The sequence below is a fragment of the Streptomyces poriferorum genome, from assembly GCF_019399235.1.
Taxonomy (GTDB): Bacteria; Actinomycetota; Actinomycetes; order Streptomycetales; family Streptomycetaceae; genus Streptomyces; species Streptomyces poriferorum.
The window spans coordinates 1-19,973 of the sequence record NZ_JAELVH010000049.1; the positions used below are offsets into that span (position 1 = coordinate 1).

The window sequence follows — 19,973 nt, forward strand, 5'->3', positions numbered from 1 at the left end:
GCATCCTCGCCCGCCACCACCTGGCCCCCGACGGCCACCCGCTCCCGGGCACAGCCGGGCCCCGGGAGACCGGCCGGGTCAGGGGAGCGGTGCGCGAGGCGGTCCGGGAGGCGGCCCGGGGCGCGTACCGCCACGGCGTCCAGCGGGTCGCCCCGGTCGTCCGACGGATGGGCGAGCTGTGAACACCACCACCGAACCCCTTCCTGGAGCAGCGATGACGCAGCCCGCCAAGCAGCCCACCGTGCTCGCCGTGATCCCCGCCCGCGGCGGATCCAAGGGCGTACCCGCCAAGAACCTCGCCCAGGTCGGCGGCGTACCGCTCGTCGTCCGCGCGGTCCGCGCCTGCCTGCNTCCAGCGCCCCGAAGCCATCGCGGGCGACACCGCGACCAGCGAGGCCGCCGTCCTGCACGCCCTGGACACGTACGAGGCGGAGCACGGCAAGACCGTGGACGTGGTGCTGCTCGTCCAGTGCACCAGCCCCTTCGTCGCCCGCGAGGACATCGACGGCGTCGCCGCCGCGGTCGCCCGGGAAGGCGCCGACTCGGCCGTCACCGTCGCCCCGTTCCACGGCTTCCTGTGGCGCGACGGCAGCGCGGTCGAGGACCACAACTACGGCGTCAACCACGACAAGAAGGTCCGCCCCCGCCGCCAGGACCGCCCCGAGGACCTCCTCGAGACGGGCGCCGCCTACGCGATGGACGCGGCCGGATTCCGTACCCACCGCCACCGCTTCTTCGGCCACACCGCTCTGGTGCGCACCGACCCCGCCCGCGTCCTGGAGATCGACGACCCGCACGACCTGGCCCGTGCCCGCGCCCTGGCCCCGCTCCTGGACCCGGCCCCGCTGCCCACCCGCGAGGACATCGACGCGGTCGTCCTCGACTTCGACGGGACCCAGACCGACGACCGGGTCCTCATCGACTCGGACGGCCGCGAGACCGTCGCCGTCCACCGGGGCGACGGACTCGGCATCGCCGCCCTGCGCAAGGCCGGCCTGCCCCTCCTGATCCTCTCCACGGAACAGAACCCGGTCGTCGCCGCCCGCGCCCACAAGCTCCGCGTCCCCGTCCTGCACGGCATCGACCGCAAGGACCTCGCGCTCAAGCAGTGGTGCGACGAGCAGTCCATCGCCCCCGAACGCGTCCTGTACGTCGGCAACGACGTCAACGACCTCCCCTGCTTCGCACTCGCCGGCTGGCCCGTGGCCGTCGCGAGCGCGCACGACTCGGTACGCGCCGCGGCGCGCGCCGTGACGACCACCCCCGGCGGCTTCGGCGCCATCCGCGAGATCGCGGCCTGGCTGCTCGGCCCCACCCTGACCGCTCCTTCCGTCAACACCCCCCTCCCCAAGTAAGGAAACGCACCATGAGCACCTCCCGACTGCGCACTCTCGGCGACCGCACCGCCGGCCCCGGCCACCCCGTCTATGTCACCGGCGAGATCGGCATCAACCACAACGGTGACCTCGACAACGCGCTCAAGCTGATCGACGTGGCCGCCGAAGCCGGCTGCGACGCCGTCAAGTTCCAGAAGCGCACCCCGGAGATCTGCACCCCGCGCGACCAGTGGGACATCGAGCGCGACACCCCCTGGGGCCGCATGACGTACATCGACTACCGCCACCGCGTCGAGTTCGGCGAGACCGAGTACCGGGCGATCTCCGAGCACTGCGCCGAGCGCGGCATCGACTGGTTCGCCTCCCCGTGGGACACCGAGGCCGTCGCCTTCCTGGAGAAGTTCGACGTCCCCGCCCACAAGGTCGCCTCCGCCTCCCTCACCGACGACGAGCTGCTGCGCTCCCTGCGCGCCACCGGCCGCACGGTCATCCTCTCCACGGGCATGTCGACCCCGCGCCAGATCCGCCACGCGGTCGAGGTCCTCGGCTCGGACAACATCCTGCTCTGCCACGCCACGTCGACGTACCCGGCCAAGGCCGAGGAGCTGAACCTCCGCGTCATCAACACCCTCCAGCAGGAGTACCCCAACGTCCCGATCGGCTACAGCGGCCACGAGACGGGTCTGCAGACCACCCTCGCCGCCGTCGCGCTCGGCGCCGCGTTCGTCGAGCGCCACATCACCCTCGACCGCGCCATGTGGGGCTCCGACCAGGCCGCGTCCGTCGAGCCGCAGGGCCTGACCCGCCTGGTCCGCGACATCCGCACCATCGAGGCGTCCCTCGGCGACGGCGTCAAGAAGGTGTACGAGTCGGAGCTCGGCCCGATGAAGAAGCTCCGCCGGGTCCCGGGCGTCGTGGCAGAGAACGGCGAGACGGCCCAGGCCGCCGAGCCGGTCGCGGTCTGACGGGCAGACCGGTGAACCTCGCCTTCGTCGAGAGCCCGGTCCAGCTCCTGAACGTCCTGGAGTGGGCCTACACAGAGGGAGGCGGCGGCCGTGTCGTCCGGGACGTCACCGTCGTCGTCCTCCCTCCGGTCGACCCGATGTCGCGCGGCCAGCTGCGCCGGATGGCGGAGCTGGCCCGCGACGAGGGCATCACCGTGCGCTGGCAGGAGGCGCGCGGCGACTCGGGGACGCCCCTGAAGTCGCTGCGCGCCCTGACCCGGCTCGTCCGCAACGCCGACCACATCGTCATCGGGGACCCGTTCTCCCGCTACGTCCAGCTCCTGCTCTCCCTGGTCCGCCCCCGCCGGCTCACCGTGGTCGACGACGGGACCGCCACCATGGAGTTCGTCGCCCTGCTGACCCGCGGCGAGCGTCTGGTGCGCTGGCACCGCCGCGGCGGCTCCGGCCCCCGCGACCTGGCCCTGGCCCCGGTCTCCGCCACCGCCCGCCGCCGGTTCACCCCGTCCGCGGCGCGCGAGGTCGAGCTCTTCACCGCCATGCCGGTGATCCCGCCGCCCGGCATCACCCTCATCCCCAACACCTTCTCCTGGACCCGCTCCCGCTTCGGCCCGCCGCTGCTCACCAAGGGCGCGGACCTGGTCGGCACCTCGCTCGTCGAGACGGGCGTGGTCGACCGCGGCCAGTACCTGGAGGCGGTCGCCGCCCTGGCCCGTACGCACGGAGCCACCCGCTATTTCGCCCACCGCCGCGAGTCCACCGAGAAGCTCCACGCCCTGGAGGCGGTCACCGGCCTGGAGATCGTCCGCCCCGACCTCCCCCTGGAACTCATCGCCCGCCGCGGCCCGATCGGCCGCACGGTCCTGAGCTTCCCCTCCACGGTGGTCCACACCCTCCCGCTGGCCCTGGTCGGCACCGACGTGAAGGTCGCGGTCTGCGACATCGCCCCGGAATGGCTCCGCGAAACGGCGTCCCCGAGGGCGCAGGGCTTCCTCGCCGGAGTCACGGAGACGGCCCGGGACGTCCAGCGGCTGGCGCCCTGGCGGGTCACGGCGGTGGCTACGGAGGCGTGAACCGGCCGGGAAGGCCCGTCACTGTCAGACGGGCATGACCTGCACGTCGTAGGAGGGAATCCACTTGTCCCGGGTCAGGATGGTCATCCCCTCGGTCTGGGCCTGAGCGATCAGTATCCGGTCGAAGGGATCCCGGTGGTGCCCGGGCAGCCGACTCGCCCGTACGCCGTGTCCGGCGGTGATGGGCAGCGAGAGGAACTGGCTGTCCCGTACCCGTTCCGCCAGGTCAGCCGGCCCTTCTGGGTCGGGCTGCTGGCCCTCGTCACGCTGCTCGCGCTGTTCCGCCGGGGCCGGGTCCCGGGCCGGTCCCCGCTGCTGGTGCTCGCAGGGACCGTCATGATGGCCATGAGCCTGGACCTGCTGACGGCCGGAGCCGTGTGCGTCGGGCTGGCGCTGTACCCGATGCGCCGGGGGCTGGGGAGCTGACGGAACGGTGGAGCTTACCCACCGTGTCGGAGCCTCACACGCCGTGACCCAGTCATTTATTCGTCTATGTGGCTGAACTTTTCTTGTTTCATGGTCAGTTGGAGGGGGAAGAGCCTTACCCTTCACCAGTGAACCACTCGACGCCCCGCGATCGTGAAGCCCGGCCACTCACGGAAGCGGAAGAGGCCCTGCCCGGCACGCTGCCCGAAGCGCTGCGCGCCGAGCTCATCGCCTTCCGCCGCGATCTGCACATGCACCCCGAGCTCGGCAACCAGGAGTTCCGCACCACCGCGGCCATCAAGGCCCGGCTGGAGCAGGCGGGCCTTCGGCCACGGGTGCTCGCCTCCGGGACGGGCCTCATGTGCGACGTCGGGACGCGGGGCGAGGGGACGCGGCCCATGCTGGCGCTGCGGGCCGACATTGACGCGCTGCCGATCCCGGACACCAAGTCGGGCGTCCCGTACCGCTCCACCGTGCCCGACCGGGCGCACGCCTGCGGGCATGACGTGCACACCACCACCGTTCTCGGCGCCGGCCTCGTGCTCGCCGAGCTCGACCGGCAGGGGCTGCTGCCCAACCCGGTGCGGCTGATCTTCCAGCCGGCCGAGGAGGTGCTGCCCGGCGGGGCGCCCGACGCGATCGAGTCGGGGGTACTGGAGGGCGTCGGCCGGATCATCGGGGTGCACTGCGACCCGAAGGTCGACGCGGGCCGGATCGGGCTGCGGGTCGGGGCCATCACCTCCGCCTGCGACCGCCTGGAGCTCTCCCTGGACGGCCCGGGCGGCCACACCGCCCGCCCGCACCTGACCACGGACCTGGTCACCGCCGCCGCCAAGGTCGCCACCGAGGTGCCCGCGCTGCTGGCCCGCCGGGTCGACGCCCGGGCCGGGCTCGCCGTGACCTGGGGGCGGCTGGAGACCGGGCACGCGTGCAACGTGATCCCGCAACACGCCGAGATGTCCGGCACGGTTCGCTGCCTGGACCTGGCGGCCTGGCGCGACGCTCCGGACCTGGTGCACGCGGCCATCGACGAGGTGGCCGGAATGTACGGGGCCAAGACGGTGATCAACTACATCAGGGGCGTCCCGCCCGTGGTCAACGACGCGGCCGCGATCGATCTGCTCGGCGGCGCGATGACCGCCCGCCGCGGTTCGTATGCGATCGAGGACACCGAACAGAGCCTGGGCGGGGAGGACTTCTCCTGGTACCTGGAACACGTCCCGGGAGCGATGGCGCGCCTCGGAGTGCGTACGCCCGGCGACACGCGCGGGCTCGACCTGCACCGGGGCAACTTCGACGCGGACGAGGAGGCGATCACCGTAGGGGTGGAGCTCTTTACCGCTTCGGCTCTGCTCCACGGCAACCATCCGTAACCGGACAGGTCGCCCCTGGTTCACGACGATCCGATAACGGCTGCCGTACAGGTCATTATCTGACATCTACGCGCGTTACGATCGCGGCGAAACCAGCGCCGGAAGAGGCGCTTCGGTCAGGTTTGAAGGAGCCTTCCCTTGCGCCGGATCACTAGGATTGCCGCTGTGGGCGTCATGTCCGCGGCACTCGCACTCAGCGTTACAGCGTGTGGCGACTCGTCCTCCTCGTCGAGCAGCAGCTCGGACTCGAAGGACAAGAAGACCGCCCTCGCGTACGACATCGGCGGCCGCGGCGACCAGTCGTTCAACGACGCCGCGTACGCGGGTCTGGCCAAGGCCGAGAAGGAACTCGGGGTCAAGGGCACCGAGGCCGAGCCCTCCGACGGTGAGTCGGACGCGGACAAGGTCCAGCGCCTCACGTCCCTGGCCCGTGCCGGGAACAACCCGGTCATCGGTGTCGGCTTCGCGTACGCGCCCGCCATCAAGAAGGTCGCGCCGAAGTTCCCGAAGATCACCTTCGGCATCATCGACGACGCCTCGGTGACCGGCCCCAACATCGCCAACATCGTCTTCAACGAGGAGCAGGGCTCCTACCTCGCGGGTGTCGCCGCCGCCAAGGTCACCAAGACCAAGACGGTCGGCTTCATCGGTGGTGTCGAGACCCCGCTGATCAAGAAGTTCGAGGCCGGCTTCACCCAGGGCGTCAAGGACACCAACTCCGCCGTCAAGGTGATCCCCCAGTACCTGACGCAGCCCCCGAACTTCGACGGCTTCTCCAAGCCGGACCTCGGCAAGGCCGCGGCCCAGGGCCAGCTCGACAAGGGCGCCGACGTCGTCTACTCGGCGGCCGGTCTGGCCGGTTCCGGTGCGATCGAGGCCGTCTCCAAGGCGGGCAAGTGGAACATCGGCGTCGACTCCGACCAGTACAACCAGAAGGGCCTCGCCGCCTACAAGGAGTCCATCCTGACCTCGGTCACGAAGGACGTCGAGGACTCGGTCTTCAACCTGATCAAGTCCGTGGTGGACGGCAAGCCGCAGACCGGTGAGATCCGCTACGGCCTCGACAAGGACGGCGTCGGCCTGGCCATGTCGAACCCGAAGTTCACCGCGATGACCGAGGTCATCGCCGCCGTGGACAAGGCCAAGAAGGAAATCATCGACGGCACCATCACCGTCAAGACCACCCCGTAACGACCCCCGGTCGTACGGCTGGATCCCCGTGGGCCCGGAGCGCGCAGCATCGCTGCTCCGGGCCCACGGGGTACTCCTCGAAGTGGTTCCGCCCGTTGCAGTGCACTCTCGGACAGGCCTCGGACCCCGGGTTCAGGCCCTGCCGCGCGCATGCGTTTGACGATTCGGCAACGCTACGCGTGTAGACAGCCCTCAGGCGCGATAACTTCACCCCGCCCCCCAGGGGCTGTCCGACCATCCCGCGTGGGCGACCCGCCCGCGGATCCACGTGGAACAGTCAGTCATCCTCTGTCCCTCCGCCTCCCGCTCCTGTCCGGCCAAGGAGAGTGCGTCATCAACGCGTCCAGCAGTCCCCCCGCCGTAGAACTGCACGGCATCACCAAGCGTTTCCCCGGCGTCGTCGCCAACCACGACATCGGCATCACCGTCCGCAAGGGCACGGTCCACGCCCTCGTCGGCGAGAACGGTGCCGGCAAGTCCACCCTGATGAAGATCCTCTACGGCATGCAGAAGCCGGACGAGGGCACCATCGCGGTGGACGGCGAGCAGGTCTCGTTCGGCAACCCGGGTGACGCCATCGCGCGCGGCATCGGCATGGTGCACCAGCACTTCATGCTCGCCGACAACTTCACCGTCCTGGAGAACGTCGTCCTCGGCGGCGAGAAGCTGCACGGCATCGGCTCCGCCGCACGGAAGAAGATCGAGGAGATCTCCGACGCGTACGGCCTGGGTGTCCGGCCCGACGCGCTCGTCGAGAACCTCGGAGTCGCCGACCGGCAGCGTGTGGAGATCCTCAAGGTTCTCTACCGCGGCGCCCGCATCCTCATCCTGGACGAGCCGACCGCGGTCCTCGTCCCGCAGGAGGTGGACGCGCTCTTCGCCAACCTTCGCGAGCTCAAGGCCGAGGGCCTCACCGTCATCTTCATCTCGCACAAGCTCGGCGAGGTCCTCTCGGTCGCCGATGACATCACGGTGATCCGGCGCGGTACGACGGTGGGCACCGCCGACCCGGCCCACACCACGACCAAGCAGCTCGCCGAGCTCATGGTCGGCAGCGAACTGCCGTCGCCCGAGACCCGTGAGTCCACGGTGACGGATGAGCCGATGCTCCGCGTCGAGGGTCTCTCCCTCAGCATGACGGACCCGGACGGCGTCGTCCGCGACGTCCTCTCCGACGTCGGCTTCACCATCCACAAGGGCGAGATCCTCGGCATCGCGGGCGTCGAGGGCAACGGGCAGACCGAGCTGATCGACGCGCTCATCGGGATGAAGTCCGCGGACAGCGGAGTGATCACCCTGGGCGACCAGGACATCTCCCGCGTGCCCACCCGCAAGCGGCGCGAGAGCGGCATCGGCTACATCCCCGAGGACCGGCACCGGCACGGAGTCCTGCTGGACGCCCCGCTCTGGGAGAACCGCATCCTCGGCCACGTCACCGAGAAGCCCAACAGCCGCGGCTTCCTGCTCGACCCGAAGGCGGCCCGCCACGACACCGTGCGGATCGTGCGCGAGTACGACGTCCGCACCCCCGGCATCGAGGTCACGGCAGCCTCCCTCTCCGGCGGCAACCAGCAGAAGCTGATCGTCGGCCGCGAGATGAGCCACGCGCCGAAGCTCCTGATCGCCGCCCACCCCACCCGCGGCGTGGACGTCGGCGCACAGGCGCAGATCTGGGACCAGATCCGCGACGCCCGCCGCGAAGGACTCGCCGTCCTGCTCATCTCGGCGGACCTGGACGAGCTCATCGGGCTCTCCGACACCCTGCGCGTCATGTACCGCGGACAGCTCGTCGCGGACGCCGACCCCGCCACCATCACCCCCGAGGAACTGGGCTCGGCCATGACCGGTGCCGCCGCAGGTCACCTCGAAGCAGCACCGGAGGACGAGGCCTGATGAAGAAACTCGACAAGGACCGGCTGATCCTCGGCTTCGCCGGGCCGGCACTCGCCCTGGTCGTCGCCTTCGCGCTCAGCACCCTGGTGCTGCTCGTGTCGAACCGCGACCCCTTCGAGCTGTACCGGCTGCTGTTCGAGCAGGCGTCGTACTCCGACGTACAGGTACTGATCATCAACCAGGCCGGTACGTACTACCTCGCCGCTCTCGCGGTCGCGGTCGGCTTCCGGATGAACCTCTTCAACATCGGCGTCGACGGCCAGTACCGCCTCGCGGCGATGATGGCCGCCCTCGTCGGCGCGAGCGTCGACCTTCCGGGACCGTTCCAGATCGCCCTGATCGTCATCGTGGCGATGCTGGTGGGCGCGTTCTGGGCAGGCATCGCGGGCATCCTCAAGACGACCCGGGGAGTGAGTGAGGTCGTCTCGACGATCATGCTCAACTCCATCGCGACATCGCTGATCGCCTGGCTGATCCTGCCGAAGAACTTCGGTGACCAGGCAGCCGGATCCAACAACCTCACGACGGGCGACATCGCCGAGTCCGGCTGGTTCCCGGGGCTGTCCCTGGGCCCCGAGTCCGGAGAGATCTACGGCTTCACGTTCGTCGCCGCCGGCTGCGGCCTCGTGTACTGGTTCGTCCTCAACCGCACCCGCTTCGGCTTCGACCTGCGGGCCACCGGCGCAAGCGAGAGCGCCGCCCAGGCCTCCGGCGTGGACGCCAAGAAGATGATCCTCACCTCCATGCTGATCTCCGGCGCGGTCGCCGGTCTGGCGGGCATGCCGACGCTGCTCGGCGACACCCACACGTACAGCCTCGACTTCCCGGTCGGCATCGGCTTCACCGGCATCACGATCGCCCTGCTCGGCCGGAACCACCCCGTGGGCATCGCGCTCAGCTCCCTGCTGATCGCGTTCCTGGACAAGGCGTCCTCCCCGCTCGACCAGTTCGGGTTCGAGAAGGAGATCGCCACGATCATGCAGGGCCTGATCGTGATCTCCGTCGTCATCAGCTACGAACTGGTCCGCCGTTACGGGACCCGCCGTCAGCAGCAGAAGGTCGGCGAAGAGCTCGCCGCCGGCCACGCCCTCACGACCGAGAAGGAGGCGGCCCTGTGAGCACCAGCAAAGTCTCCGCCGCACGCGTCGCCCCCAAGAAGGGCGGCGGCCGCAAGCTCTCCCTGCCCGTCGTCCTGCTGATCATCGCCGGCGCCCTCGCCCTCGTCTCGCTGGTCCGGCTGATCAGCGGCGCGAACGACATCACCTCCGTGGGCCAGGTCGCGGGCGCCCTCGAACTGGCCGTTCCCATCGGCCTCGCCGGCCTCGGCGGTCTGTGGGCCGAGCGGGCCGGCGTCGTCAACATCGGGCTCGAGGGCATGATGATCCTCGGCACCTGGTTCGGTGCCTGGGCCGGATTCCAGTGGGGCCCGTGGGTGGGTGTCCTGTTCGGCATCATCGGCGGCGCACTCGGCGGTCTGCTCCACGCGGTCATGACGGTCACCTTCGGCGTGAACCACATCGTCTCCGGTGTGGCGATCAACATCCTCGCCGTCGGAGTCACCCGCTACCTCTCGAACTTCACCTTCGCCGACGAGCCCGGCGGCTCCTCCAAGCAGTCCCCGCGCCTGGATGAGATCGACAAGATCACGATCCCAGGACTCTCCGACTGGTTGCAGGACCTCCAGCAACACCACTGGTTCTTCGTCTCCGACCTCGCCGGCATCATCGGCGGGCTCGTGACCGGACTGTCCCTGCTGACCGTCGTCGCCCTGCTGCTGATCCCCGTCACCTGGTGGGTGCTGTGGCGCACGGCGTTCGGCCTGCGGCTGCGCTCCTGCGGCGAGAGCCCGGTGGCCGCCGAGACCCTCGGCGTGAACGTCTACAAGTACAAGTACATCGCCGTCGTCATCTCCGGCGGACTGGCCGGTCTCGGCGGTGCCTTCCTCTCCATCGTCGCGACCAGCATCTACCAGGAGGGCCAGACCGGCGGGCGCGGATACATCGGTCTCGCCGCGATGATCTTCGGTAACTGGATGCCGGGCGGCATGGCCCTGGGCGCCGGACTCTTCGGCTTCACCGACAGCCTCAAGCTGCGTGGCGGCGCGGAGAACGTGCACGCGATGCTGCTGCTCCTGGCGATCCTGCTGGTGATCGCCGCCTTCTGGCAGCTGTACCGGAAGAAGTACGTGGCCGCGGTGGTCTCGGCCGCCTGCTCCGCGCTCCTGTTCACCTGGTACGCGCTGACCGACCAGGTCCCGAGCCAGTTCGTCGACGCCGCCCCGTACGTCACCACGCTGCTCGTGCTGGCCCTGTCGTCCCAGCGGCTGCGGATGCCCAAGGCGGACGGCGTGCCGTACCGCAAGGGCGAGGGCAAGTGACCGCGGGCGTCATGGCCCCGGCCGGCTGGGAGGCGCTGCGTACGGCCGCCCGGGACGCCATGTCCCGGGCGTACGCCCCGTACTCGGGCTACCCGGTCGGCGCGGCCGCCCTGGTCGACGACGGACGCACCGTCGTCGGCTGCAACGTCGAGAACGCCTCGTACGGCATCGGGCTGTGCGCCGAGTGCGGACTGGTCTCCCAGCTGCACGCCACTGGCGGCGGCCGGCTGACCCACTTCACCTGCGTGGACGGCTCGGGCGAGATCCTGGTGCCGTGCGGCAGGTGCCGCCAGCTGCTGTACGAGTTCGGCGGACCGGAACTCGTCCTGGAGACCCCGGACGGCCTCCGCACGCTCGACGAGATGCTGCCGCAGGCGTTCGGGCCCGCGCACCTCGGCTAGCGAACCCGCCGGACGGGCCCGCCACGTGCGGGCCCGTCCGGCGTCTCTCTCCTCCTCTATGCGCGTAGAGTCAACGGGACTCATGCGTACGCACACGTACCGGCCGGAAGGACTCCAGACCATGGACGCCATCTCCGTCATCCGCACCAAGCGGGACCGAGGCGAGCTGACCCCCGAGCAGATCGACTGGGTCATCGACGCGTACACCCGCGGCGAGGTCGCCGACGAGCAGATGTCCGCACTGGCCATGGCGATCCTCCTGAACGGCATGAACCGCACGGAGATCGCCCGCTGGACCGCCGCCATGATCGCCTCCGGCGAGCGGATGAACTTCGACGCGCTCTCCCGCCCCACCACCGACAAGCACTCCACCGGCGGCGTCGGCGACAAGATCACCCTGCCGCTCGCCCCGCTGGTCGCCGCCTGCGGCGCCGCCGTACCGCAGCTCAGCGGCCGCGGACTCGGCCACACCGGCGGCACGCTCGACAAGCTGGAGTCCATCCCCGGCTGGCGCGCCCACCTCTCGAACGCCGAGATGCTGAACGTCCTCGACACCACAGGCGCCGTCATCTGTGCGGCCGGTGACGGCCTGGCCCCCGCCGACAAGAAGCTGTACGCGCTCCGCGACGTCACCGGCACCGTCGAGGCCATCCCGCTCATCGCCAGCTCGATCATGTCCAAGAAGATCGCCGAAGGCACCGGCGCACTCGTCCTGGACGTCAAGGTCGGCTCCGGCGCCTTCATGAAGACCATCGAGGACGCCCGCGAACTGGCCTCCACCATGGTCGCGCTGGGCACCGACAGCGGAGTACGCACGGTCGCCCTGCTCACCGACATGTCCACCCCCCTCGGCCTCACCGCGGGCAACGCCCTGGAGGTCCGCGAATCGGTGGACGTCCTGGCCGGCGGCGGCCCGCAGGACGTCATCGACCTCACCCTGGCCCTCGCCCGCGAGATGCTGGACGCGGCCGGACTCAAGGACGCCGACCCGGAGAAGGCCCTCGCGGACGGCTCCGCGATGGACGTCTGGCGCCGGATGATCTCCGCGCAGGGCGGTGACCCGGACGCCACGCTCCCCGTCGCCCGCGAGCAGCACGTCGTCAGGGCCATGTCCTCCGGCATCCTGACCCGCCTGGACGCCTACGACATCGGCGTCGCCGCCTGGCGCCTCGGCGCGGGCCGCGCCCGCAAGGAGGACCCGGTCCAGGCCGGCGCCGGCATCGAACTGCATGCCAAGCCGGGCGACGAGGTGACGGCCGGCCAGCCGCTGCTGACGCTGCACACGGACACCCCGGAGAAGTTCGACTACGCGCTGAAGGCGCTGCCGGACTCGTACGACATCGCCCCGGTGGGCACGCCGTTCGCCGCCACCCCGGTGGTGCGGGAACGTATCGCCTGACCTGCGGTTTCCTCGTACGGGTGAACGGGACCGGTGGACTGCCGCCGGTCCCGTTCGGCATGCTGGACTCGGTGACGCACCGATAAGAGGAGACCGCCATGAGCGCACTCACAGTCGATCCCGCCCCCGGCCACGGCCAGGACTGGGACGACCTCGTCCGGATCTGGGAGGAGACGGACGCGCCCGAGGGCTGCAAGGTGGAGATCATCGAGGGGATCGTCACTGTGTCGCCACCGCCGTCCAAGGACCACAACACCACCGCGGAACTGCTGCAGCGCAGGCTCTACACCGTCATTCCGGAGGACTGGGGGATCTACCAGACCCTCGGAGTCTCGGTCCCCGGCCGGGCGGGGCTCTACATCCCCGATCTCGTCGTCGTACCGCGCGACATTGCCACCGGACCGGGCAACCGCATCCCCGCCGAGGAAGCACGGCTCGTCGTCGAGATCACCTCGCAGGCCAATGCCAACCACGACCGCATCGGCAAGGTGCACGGATACTCGAAGGCCGGCGTCGAGCTCTTCCTCCTCCTCGACCCCTGGCACTCCGGCCGCCCCACCGCCACGCTGTACGGGGAACCCGGAGACGGCACCTACCGGGTGCTCGACACGGTCGAGTACGGCGGGAAACTGACGCTTCCGGAACCTTTCGGACTCGACCTGGACACCGGGGCTTTCCCCGTCAGTTGAGAAGCACCGCGGCGCCGCGATGAGTTTTGGGGGCGCAGCCGGTCTCCTAGGTATGAATCCCCTGTCACCGGCTGTTCTCGTCCTCTCCGGACACGTCACCCGGGCCGGTGTGCCGCGCCTCTGTGCCGAACTGGAGGCGATACTGGCCGCTTCGGACGCCGTCGTGGTGGACTGCGACGTGGGCGGCATCACCGAGCCGGACCTGGCCTCCGTGGAGGCGGTCGCCCGCCTGTCGGTGGTCGCGCGCCGGGCCGGCGGCAGACGGCTGCGGCTGCTCCATGTGCCGCCGGAGCTCCGAAGCCTGCTGGACCTCGTGGGCCTGGCCGACGTGGTGGGACTGGACGACGGGGCGGCAGCGGAGGCGGGCCGGGCGGCCGGCTCCTGACGAGGCGGGGGCGCTGCGGCGCGTCAGGGACTTTCGTACACCGCGCGGTCGCAGACCACCTGGCTGAGACGGGCCTGCCCGTCCGGCCCCGCAGGCGCACGTTTCGCCGGCGGGCCGGAGGCCCATGGCTCCGACGGGTCCGGGACCGGTACCGGACGCTGTGTCGGGGTCGATGAGGCACCCGGCGCCGGAGTCGAGGACGCGCCCGGCCCCGGCGACTGCTCCGCGCCCCGCGCGGCCGCCGCCGCGCAGTCGGACTCCGGCTGCGGCCCCGGCTCCGCGCCGGAGGCGGGCGGCACGACGCGGGCCGGTCCCGGCGTCGCCGCCGGCTCACCGACCCACTGCGTGAACCCCCGCCCCGCGACCAGCCCCCGGACCAGCCGGGGCCTCACGCGGCATCGGCGTCCAGATGATCGGGCAGCCCGAACAGCGGGAACCAGCGCGGGGTGTCCAGGAAGCAGTGCATCCCCGTGATCGCCCCGTCCTGGATGTCGATGACCTGCACGGCCCACGGCACGAACCCGGGCCCGTCCGGGTTCGGCTTGTAGTGCGCGAACGCCGGGGTGCCGTTCGCCGACGTGGCGACCAGCCGGGAGCCCGCGCAGGACGCGCCGATCGACGTCATGAACCCCGCGATGTCGTCGTGCCCCTGCAGCCAGAGGTCGAACGGCGGCATGGTCATCACGGCGTCCTCGTGGAGGAGCGCGGTCAGGGCCTTCATGTCGTAGCCCTCGAACGCCGCCACGTACCGCTCCAGGAGCTTGCGCTGCTCCTCGTCGAGCGGGTCCGCCGCATCGGCGGTCGCGGCATCGCCCTGGTGATCGGTCAGCGTGGCCCGCGCCCGCTGGAGGGCGCTGTTGACCGAGGCGACCGAGGTGTCCAGCAGCTCGGCGACCTCGGCCGCCTTCCATGCCAGCACCTCGCGCAGGATCAGTACGGCACGCTGTTTCGGCGGCAGGTGCTGGAGCGCGGCGACGAACGCGAGCCGTACCGACTCACGCGCCACGGCGGCCTCCGCCGGGTCCGCGACCGACGGCAGGATCCGCCCGTCCGGCATCGGCTCCAGCCAGGTGTTCTCCGGCAGCGGGTTGAGCGCGGCCTGCGCGAGCGGCGTCGGGCCGGACAGATCGACGGGCCTGGCCCGTTTGTTGCCCGCGTTGAGCATGTCGAGGCAGACGTTCGTCGCGATGCGGTAGAGCCAGGACCGCAGCGACGAACGTCCCTCGAACTTCTCGATGTTGCGCCACGCGCGCACCAGCGTGTCCTGGACCGCGTCCTCCGCCTCGAAGGCCGAGCCGAGCATCCGGTAGCAGTACCCGGTCAGCTCGACCCGGTGTCCCTCCAGACGACTGTCGATATCGGTCGTCGTCGCCGTCAGATCACTCATCGCTTTCGCTCACCCCTGTTGCGCTGTGACACCGCTCACTTCAGCACTTCGGAAGCTACCGCAGGGCACTGACAACGGGGGCGGGAAGAGCAGAAGCGGTCACGTTCCGGGCTTGCGCCCGTACACGTACACGTCGTCGCCGTTCTTCAACAGGTTCCAGTATGACTTCGCGTCCGCGGTGCGCATGTTGACGCAACCGTGCGACCCCGGCGGGTTCCACATCTTCACGCCGACCGCGTGGAACGCCTGCCCGCCGTCGAAGAACTGCGAGTACGGCATCGCCACGTGGTAGAGCGACGAGACGTGGTTCTTGTGCTTCCAGTAGATCTTCTTCGCGCCGGTCCGGGTCTCGTACCCGTTCCGCCCGGTCCGCACCGGCACCGGCCCGAACTTCAGCTTGCTGCCGTCCTGGATCCAGGTGATCTGCCGGGTCAGGTCCACGCACGCGATGCGCCCCTTGTTCGTGGGGCACTTCTTCGCCTTGTTCGGGGTCTTCCCGGCCGCCTTCTGGGCGGCGAGCGTCTGCATGGTGCGCCAGGTGACGGGCCCGGCGTAACCGATGGTGGGCGTGACCCCGTACTTGCTCTGGAACGAGCGGATCGCCTTGCAGTCGGCCGCCGACTGCTTGCCGTCCACCTTCAGGTGCAGGTACTTCTCGACCTGCTTCTGGTACGGCCCCCTGGACGCCGTGCACGACGCCGCCTCGGCCGTGCCGCCGGTGCCGAGCACGAACGCCGGTACCGCCGTCAGACCGGCGACGGCCAGCGCGAGCCCGCGCCGCGTCCGTACACCCTTGACGTTCCGTATCTTCCCCACGACTCCCATAACCGCCAACTCCCCTTCGCGCACAGTGCGGTGATTCCGCCTGCTAGACGCGCGTCGGGGAGTGGATGGTTGTGCGTCGAATGTCTCAGTTCTGTACGGACACCATGGCTGCCGGCCGCATCCGCTCGGCGCGGGCCGCCCGCGTCCCGTACAGCGTGATCGATACGACCCCGAGGACGGCGGCCAGTCCCAGCGCGACCGTGCCCGCCCAGCCCCCGGCGTGGAAGGCGACCGCGCCGAGCGTGCCGCCCGCGCTGGAGCCCAGGTAGTACGCCGACTGGTAGAGCGCCGACGCCTGGGCGCGGCCCGTGGTGGCGGTGCGGCTCACCGAGGACGAGGCGACCGCGTGCCCGGCGAAGAAGCCCGCCGTGATCAGGACCAGGCCCAGGAGCACGGCGGCCAGCTGGTCGGCCAGCGAGAGGAGCAGACCGGCGGCCGTGGTGGAGACGGCGAGGTAGAGCGCGCCCCGGCGCCCCAGCCGGGCGACGAGCCTGCCCGCTGCCGCGGACGACACCGTGCCGACCAGATAGACGAGGAAGATCGACCCGACCACACCCTGCGGGAGGCTGAACGGCGCCTCGACGAGCCGGTAGCCGATCACCGTGTAGACCGCGCCGAACACCGTCATGAACAGCGCGCCGATCGCGTACAGCCGGCGCAGCAGCGGATCGGCGAGGTGCCCGCCGACGGTCTTGGCGAGGGCCTTCGGGTTCAGCGAGCCGGGGGTGAAGTTCCGGGCCCTGGGGATCATGAAGTGGAAGACGACGGCGCAGGCCACGGCCAGCAGCCCGACCGCTCCGAGAGCGGCTCGCCAGCCCCACGCCTGGGCGACCCAGCCGGTGAGGATCCGGCCGCTCATCCCGCCGATGCTGTTACCGGCCACGAACAGCCCGATCGCGGCGACGAGCGCCTTCGGCCGGACCTCCTCCGCCAGGTACGCCATCGCGGAGGCGGGCAGACCGGCGAGCGCCGCGCCCTGGACCGCGCGCAGCGCGATCAGCCAGCCGAGCGAGGGCGCGAAGGGCACGAACAGCCCCACGGTCACCGCGACCACCAGCGAGGCCGTCATCATCTGCCGCCGCCCGAACCGCTCGGACAGTGCGCTCATCGGCAGCACACACAGCGCCAGCGCACCCGTCGCGGCGGACACCGTCCAGCTCGCCTGCCCGGCCGTGGCGCCGAAGGACGCGGAGACGGCGGGCAGCAGGGCCTGGGTGGAATAGAGGAGCGCGAAGGTCGCGACACCGGCGGCGAAGAGCGCGAAGCTCATCCGGCGGTAGCCGGGGCGACCGGGCTCGAGCCGGTCGGACGCGCTGGGTGCGACGGGTGCGGGGGACGACTGGGTCGAGGCGGCCACGATGAGGGTGGACGCCCCGGTACTGGCAGGAGGCATGCCACGAACGTATGCCTCCCCCTTTCATGCGTCCAATGCACAAACACGCGATAATCAATCCCATGGCGCATCAGCACAGCTCACAGCCTCGGCTGTCACCAAGCAGTTACGAAGAAGACATCCGCGCGGTCCTCGCGCCGCGCCTGGCGTACTTCGAGGCCGTCGCCCGCCACGAGCACGTGACCCGCGCCGCGCACGAGCTGGGCGTCCCGCAGTCCACGCTCTCGCGGGCCATGGTCCGCCTGGAACAGGACCTGGGTGTGGCCCTGTTCGCCCGCAAGGGCCGCACGGTCTCCCTCACCCCCGCGGGCCGCACCTTCCTCGGCTCGGCGGAACGGGCACTCGCGGAGGTGGAGAAGGCCGCCGACTCGGTACGGGCCGACGCCGACGCCACCGCCGGCAAGGTCGCCTTCGGCTTCCTCCACACGATGGGCTCGGAAACCGTCCCCGCCCTGATCCGCGCCTTCCGCGTCGACCACCCCCGGGTCCGCTTCCAGCTCGTCCAGAACTACGGCGAAGCCATGATCGAACGCCTCCGCGCGGGCGGCCTCGACCTCTGCCTCACCTCACCTGTCCCGGACGCCCCCGACCTGGTGGCCCGCCGCCTGGACGAACAGCGCCTGCGCCTGGTCGTCCCCGAGGACCACCGCCTGGCCACCCGCCGCCGCATCCGCCTGGCGGAGGCCGCCGACGAAACCTTCGTCACCCTGGAACCCGGCTACGGCCTGCGCCGCATCACGGACGACCTCTGCACGGAGGCCGGCTTCGTCCCGCGCGTCGCGTTCGAGGGCGAGGAGGCGGAGACCCTGCGCGGCCTGGTCGCGGCCGGCCTGGGCGTGGCGCTGCTCCCGCCTCCGGCGGTGGCCCGCCCGGGGGTCGTGGAACTGACGGTGACGGCACCGCGGGCTGCTCGGGAGATCGGTGTGGCCTGGCTGGACGGGCACCCGGACACCCCGCCGGTCGCGGCCTTCAAGAAGTTCCTGCTGTCGCGACGGGGGAACCTGCTGCCGGACTGAGAGGGCGGTCAGACAGCGGGTGGCGTGGTGTCGGCGGACGCGTACGCGGTGAAGTCGGCCCACGCGGCGGCGGAGACGGTGAACGGGCGGCGGGCGGTGTCCTTGGAGTCGCGGACGTGGACGGCGTGGGGGCGCAGGGCTACCTCTACGCAGTTGTCGCCATCGCCGCCGCTGTAGCTGCTCTTGAACCAGTTCAGCTCTGTGGTGCTCATAGCGCTCCTCGCATCCGTTCCAGCAAGCTCACCGTAGCCCGGTAGTCCAGGGCCTGGGAACGCAGCTTGCCATAGCGCTGAAGCAGGATGCTGACTTCGCTCGGAGCGGTGAGCAGGGCGCTTGAGCGATGGCCCTCGGTGTAGCCGTACCACTGGTTGCCCGAGCTCTCGGCCAGATACAACTGCCCGTCGATTCCCGTGTGCTCCTCCTGCCTGAGCGGCATGATCTGGATCTCGACGTTGGTGTACCGGCCGATGCTGAGCAGATGGTCGATGACGATGGCGGTTACGCCTTCTCCACCCACCTGACGCTCCAGAACGGCTTGCTCGATGACGAAACTGAAGGCCGTGTTGGGGCGTTCGCACAGGAGCCGCTGACGCTCAAGCCGAGCCGTGACCTGTCGTTGGATCTGGGTCTCCGTGAGAGGCGGCAGCTGGCGTTCGAACACGGCCCGGATGTAGCCCTCGGGCTGTAACAGCCCGGGAACGCCCCGGCACTCGTACGCGTACAGCGTGATCGCCTCCTCCTCGATCCCCGCCCACTGCTGGAACCAGGAGGCGAGCCCGGCCCTTCTGCGCAGACTCCGCGCGGCGGCACCGAGGACCTTGCCCGCGACCGCCCCCAGGGCCTCCGCCGCCCGCTCCGGCAGGTTCTCCGGCGGGAACCGCTTGCCCTGCTCGATCTTGGCGATGTAGGCGGGCGAGTACCGCACGCGGGGCGCGAAGTCCTCCTGCGTGAGGCCGGCGGCTTCGCGCAGGGCCTTCAGGACGGCCCCGAATGTCCGCAGACTGTCTGACAGTTCGGGCTCTCCGCCTGCCGCGGTGCTCTCGTGGTCTGCAGTCATCGCCGCCCTGTCTTTCGCGCATCGATCAACGAGACAAGGATCACGGACGGTGATCCACCCCGTCCAGAGCGTCAACCCATACAGAGGGATCTGTATGGGTGTTGTTCCTGCCGATGGCTGCGGTCGAGGCGGAACGCTTGGCGCATGACAGCACTGCAGGCCCAACCGCCCGTAACCGTAAGTGTGTTCGTCCAGCGCTGCTCCGCCACCCGGCTCGGCGCCACCCTCGCGCGGCGCCTGGCCGTGTGGAAGCTCGACGTCTGGGGGATCCCGTACGGCACCCCCCTCTCCGACACCGTGGCCCTGCTCGTCGCGGAGCTCGCGGCGAACTCGGTTCTGCACGGACGTGTACCAGGGCGCGACTTCGAGCTGCGGCTCTCGTACGCGTACGGAACCGGAGTCGTACGGGTCGAGATCTCCGACACCCACGAGGCCCGCCCGGACCCCGCCGCCGTGCCCCGGCCCGGCCCGGAGGCCGACGAGGGCAGGGGCCTCCTCATCGTCGAGGCGATCGCCGCCCGGTGGGGCGTGAGCGATCGGCGCGGGCCGGGCAAGACCGTGTGGGCGGAGACGGGACCGGCGGTTGCCCGGTGAGGACCGACTCGGGGCCGGTCGCCGTCAGGGGAGCGGCTCGTGGTTGGCCCGGACGACCTTGTGGGCCGTCCGTGGAGCCCGTTCACCCGGGGCCGGTCTGCAAGCCGGTGATCGATGCGGCGCCCAGCCGCCCGGTCGTCGCCTCGTTCGTCGAGGCTGCGGTTGCCGCGAGCCGGTCGCAGGCCGACCCGGCAT

General features: G+C 70.5%; 20 protein-coding genes and 2 pseudogenes. 16 read left to right on the forward strand and 6 right to left on the reverse strand.

What is annotated here, in order from left to right:
• The 4 genes and pseudogenes from JGS39_RS11505 to JGS39_RS11520 all read left to right on the forward strand — a co-directional run.
• Positions 1–182 (forward strand): annotated as a pseudogene (locus JGS39_RS11505) (DUF6716 putative glycosyltransferase); the annotation flags it as partial.
• Positions 183–214: 32 nt separating this feature from the next.
• Positions 215–1,355: pseudogene (locus JGS39_RS11510) on the forward strand (cytidylyltransferase domain-containing protein).
• Positions 1,356–1,366: 11 nt separating this feature from the next.
• Positions 1,367–2,302, forward strand: coding sequence for an N-acetylneuraminate synthase family protein (locus JGS39_RS11515; RefSeq protein WP_219568742.1), 936 nt, complete (start codon positions 1,367–1,369; stop codon positions 2,300–2,302).
• Positions 2,303–2,313: 11 nt separating this feature from the next.
• Positions 2,314–3,372, forward strand: a complete 1,059-nt coding sequence (locus tag JGS39_RS11520; RefSeq protein ID WP_219568743.1) for a hypothetical protein — start codon at positions 2,314–2,316, stop codon at positions 3,370–3,372.
• Positions 3,373–3,396: 24 nt separating this feature from the next.
• Here the strand turns inward: JGS39_RS11520 and JGS39_RS40750 are convergent, their stop codons facing one another.
• Positions 3,397–3,597, reverse strand: coding sequence for a type II toxin-antitoxin system VapC family toxin (locus JGS39_RS40750; RefSeq protein ID WP_372456143.1), 201 nt, complete (start codon positions 3,595–3,597; stop codon positions 3,397–3,399).
• On the opposite strand from JGS39_RS40750, the gene JGS39_RS11525 reads away from it, so the two are divergent.
• The 10 genes from JGS39_RS11525 to JGS39_RS11570 all read left to right on the forward strand — a co-directional run bounded on the left by JGS39_RS11525 (position 3,511) and on the right by JGS39_RS11570 (position 13,506).
• A complete protein-coding gene (locus JGS39_RS11525) occupies positions 3,511–3,798 on the forward strand; it encodes a hypothetical protein (protein WP_219568744.1) in 288 nt (95 codons plus the stop codon). The two genes, JGS39_RS40750 and JGS39_RS11525, sit on opposite strands and share 87 nt — an antisense overlap.
• Before the next feature lie 128 nt (positions 3,799–3,926).
• The gene (locus JGS39_RS11530; RefSeq protein ID WP_219568745.1) at positions 3,927–5,171 is read left to right on the forward strand and encodes an amidohydrolase; all 1,245 of its coding nucleotides are present in this window, start codon (positions 3,927–3,929) and stop codon (positions 5,169–5,171) included.
• 138 nt (positions 5,172–5,309) lie between these two features.
• Positions 5,310–6,362 (forward strand): BMP family lipoprotein, encoded by a 1,053-nt coding sequence (locus JGS39_RS11535; RefSeq protein WP_219568747.1) that lies wholly within the window; start codon positions 5,310–5,312, stop codon positions 6,360–6,362.
• Positions 6,363–6,671: 309 nt separating this feature from the next.
• A complete protein-coding gene (locus tag JGS39_RS11540; RefSeq protein ID WP_219568779.1) occupies positions 6,672–8,255 on the forward strand; it encodes an ABC transporter ATP-binding protein in 1,584 nt (527 codons plus the stop codon).
• Complete coding sequence (locus JGS39_RS11545; RefSeq protein WP_219568748.1) at positions 8,255–9,373, forward strand: ABC transporter permease; 1,119 nt, start codon at positions 8,255–8,257, stop codon at positions 9,371–9,373. The genes JGS39_RS11540 and JGS39_RS11545 overlap by 1 nt, the downstream gene beginning before the upstream one ends.
• The gene (locus JGS39_RS11550; RefSeq protein ID WP_219568749.1) at positions 9,370–10,632 is read left to right on the forward strand and encodes an ABC transporter permease; all 1,263 of its coding nucleotides are present in this window, start codon (positions 9,370–9,372) and stop codon (positions 10,630–10,632) included. Before JGS39_RS11545 ends, JGS39_RS11550 begins: the two co-directional genes overlap by 4 nt.
• A gap of 11 nt (positions 10,633–10,643) precedes the next feature.
• Positions 10,644–11,033, forward strand: coding sequence for a cytidine deaminase (locus JGS39_RS11555; protein ID WP_219568781.1), 390 nt, complete (start codon positions 10,644–10,646; stop codon positions 11,031–11,033).
• Positions 11,034–11,154: 121 nt separating this feature from the next.
• On the forward strand, positions 11,155–12,432 hold the full coding sequence (locus JGS39_RS11560) for a thymidine phosphorylase (protein WP_219568783.1): 1,278 nt from the start codon (positions 11,155–11,157) through the stop codon (positions 12,430–12,432).
• Between the two features lie 98 nt (positions 12,433–12,530).
• A complete protein-coding gene (locus JGS39_RS11565) occupies positions 12,531–13,121 on the forward strand; it encodes a Uma2 family endonuclease (RefSeq protein ID WP_219568750.1) in 591 nt (196 codons plus the stop codon).
• 52 nt (positions 13,122–13,173) lie between these two features.
• Complete coding sequence (locus JGS39_RS11570) at positions 13,174–13,506, forward strand: STAS domain-containing protein (RefSeq protein ID WP_236063948.1); 333 nt, start codon at positions 13,174–13,176, stop codon at positions 13,504–13,506.
• Positions 13,507–13,894: 388 nt separating this feature from the next.
• On the opposite strand, the gene JGS39_RS11575 is transcribed toward JGS39_RS11570, so the two are convergent.
• From JGS39_RS11575 to JGS39_RS11585, 3 genes are all read right to left on the reverse strand, one after another.
• Positions 13,895–14,893, reverse strand: a complete 999-nt coding sequence (locus tag JGS39_RS11575) for a sigma-70 family RNA polymerase sigma factor (RefSeq protein ID WP_219568753.1) — start codon at positions 14,891–14,893, stop codon at positions 13,895–13,897.
• 99 nt (positions 14,894–14,992) lie between these two features.
• A complete protein-coding gene (locus JGS39_RS11580) occupies positions 14,993–15,718 on the reverse strand; it encodes a L,D-transpeptidase family protein (RefSeq protein ID WP_219568754.1) in 726 nt (241 codons plus the stop codon).
• Positions 15,719–15,803: 85 nt separating this feature from the next.
• Complete coding sequence (locus JGS39_RS11585) at positions 15,804–17,111, reverse strand: MFS transporter (RefSeq protein WP_219568756.1); 1,308 nt, start codon at positions 17,109–17,111, stop codon at positions 15,804–15,806.
• Between the two features lie 62 nt (positions 17,112–17,173).
• On the opposite strand from JGS39_RS11585, the gene JGS39_RS11590 reads away from it, so the two are divergent.
• Positions 17,174–18,127, forward strand: a complete 954-nt coding sequence (locus JGS39_RS11590) for a LysR family transcriptional regulator (RefSeq protein WP_219568757.1) — start codon at positions 17,174–17,176, stop codon at positions 18,125–18,127.
• Positions 18,128–18,135: 8 nt separating this feature from the next.
• Here the strand turns inward: JGS39_RS11590 and JGS39_RS11595 are convergent, their stop codons facing one another.
• Both JGS39_RS11595 and JGS39_RS11600 read right to left on the reverse strand, forming a co-directional pair.
• Positions 18,136–18,339 carry a DUF397 domain-containing protein gene (locus tag JGS39_RS11595; RefSeq protein ID WP_219568758.1) on the reverse strand — a complete coding sequence of 68 codons (204 nt, stop codon included), beginning with the start codon at positions 18,337–18,339 and terminating at the stop codon, positions 18,136–18,138.
• Positions 18,336–19,184 (reverse strand): helix-turn-helix domain-containing protein, encoded by an 849-nt coding sequence (locus tag JGS39_RS11600; RefSeq protein ID WP_219568759.1) that lies wholly within the window; start codon positions 19,182–19,184, stop codon positions 18,336–18,338. The genes JGS39_RS11595 and JGS39_RS11600 overlap by 4 nt, the downstream gene beginning before the upstream one ends.
• 144 nt (positions 19,185–19,328) lie before the next feature.
• Here JGS39_RS11600 and JGS39_RS11605 point away from each other — a divergent pair, with 144 nt between their 5' ends.
• The gene (locus JGS39_RS11605; RefSeq protein WP_219568760.1) at positions 19,329–19,778 is read left to right on the forward strand and encodes an ATP-binding protein; all 450 of its coding nucleotides are present in this window, start codon (positions 19,329–19,331) and stop codon (positions 19,776–19,778) included.
• The last annotated feature ends 195 nt before the right edge of the window (positions 19,779–19,973 follow it).

What these genes read in the sequence shown, in the direction of transcription:
- JGS39_RS11515 (WP_219568742.1), top strand. Translation starts at nt 1,367, where the DNA reads ATGAGCACCTCCCGACTGCGCACTCTCGGCGACCGCACCGCCGGCCCC.
- JGS39_RS11545 (WP_219568748.1), top strand. Translation starts at nt 8,255, where the DNA reads ATGAAGAAACTCGACAAGGACCGGCTGATCCTCGGCTTCGCCGGGCCG.
- JGS39_RS11555 (WP_219568781.1), top strand. Translation starts at nt 10,644, where the DNA reads ATGGCCCCGGCCGGCTGGGAGGCGCTGCGTACGGCCGCCCGGGACGCC.
- JGS39_RS11560 (WP_219568783.1), top strand. Translation starts at nt 11,155, where the DNA reads ATGGACGCCATCTCCGTCATCCGCACCAAGCGGGACCGAGGCGAGCTG.
- JGS39_RS11565 (WP_219568750.1), top strand. Translation starts at nt 12,531, where the DNA reads ATGAGCGCACTCACAGTCGATCCCGCCCCCGGCCACGGCCAGGACTGG.
- JGS39_RS11570 (WP_236063948.1), top strand. Translation starts at nt 13,174, where the DNA reads ATGAATCCCCTGTCACCGGCTGTTCTCGTCCTCTCCGGACACGTCACC.
- JGS39_RS11575 (WP_219568753.1), bottom strand. Translation starts at nt 14,893, where the DNA reads ATGAGTGATCTGACGGCGACGACGACCGATATCGACAGTCGTCTGGAG.
- JGS39_RS11580 (WP_219568754.1), bottom strand. Translation starts at nt 15,718, where the DNA reads ATGGGAGTCGTGGGGAAGATACGGAACGTCAAGGGTGTACGGACGCGG.
- JGS39_RS11585 (WP_219568756.1), bottom strand. Translation starts at nt 17,111, where the DNA reads ATGCCTCCTGCCAGTACCGGGGCGTCCACCCTCATCGTGGCCGCCTCG.
- JGS39_RS11590 (WP_219568757.1), top strand. Translation starts at nt 17,174, where the DNA reads ATGGCGCATCAGCACAGCTCACAGCCTCGGCTGTCACCAAGCAGTTAC.
- JGS39_RS11595 (WP_219568758.1), bottom strand. Translation starts at nt 18,339, where the DNA reads ATGAGCACCACAGAGCTGAACTGGTTCAAGAGCAGCTACAGCGGCGGC.
- JGS39_RS11600 (WP_219568759.1), bottom strand. Translation starts at nt 19,184, where the DNA reads ATGACTGCAGACCACGAGAGCACCGCGGCAGGCGGAGAGCCCGAACTG.
- JGS39_RS11605 (WP_219568760.1), top strand. Translation starts at nt 19,329, where the DNA reads ATGACAGCACTGCAGGCCCAACCGCCCGTAACCGTAAGTGTGTTCGTC.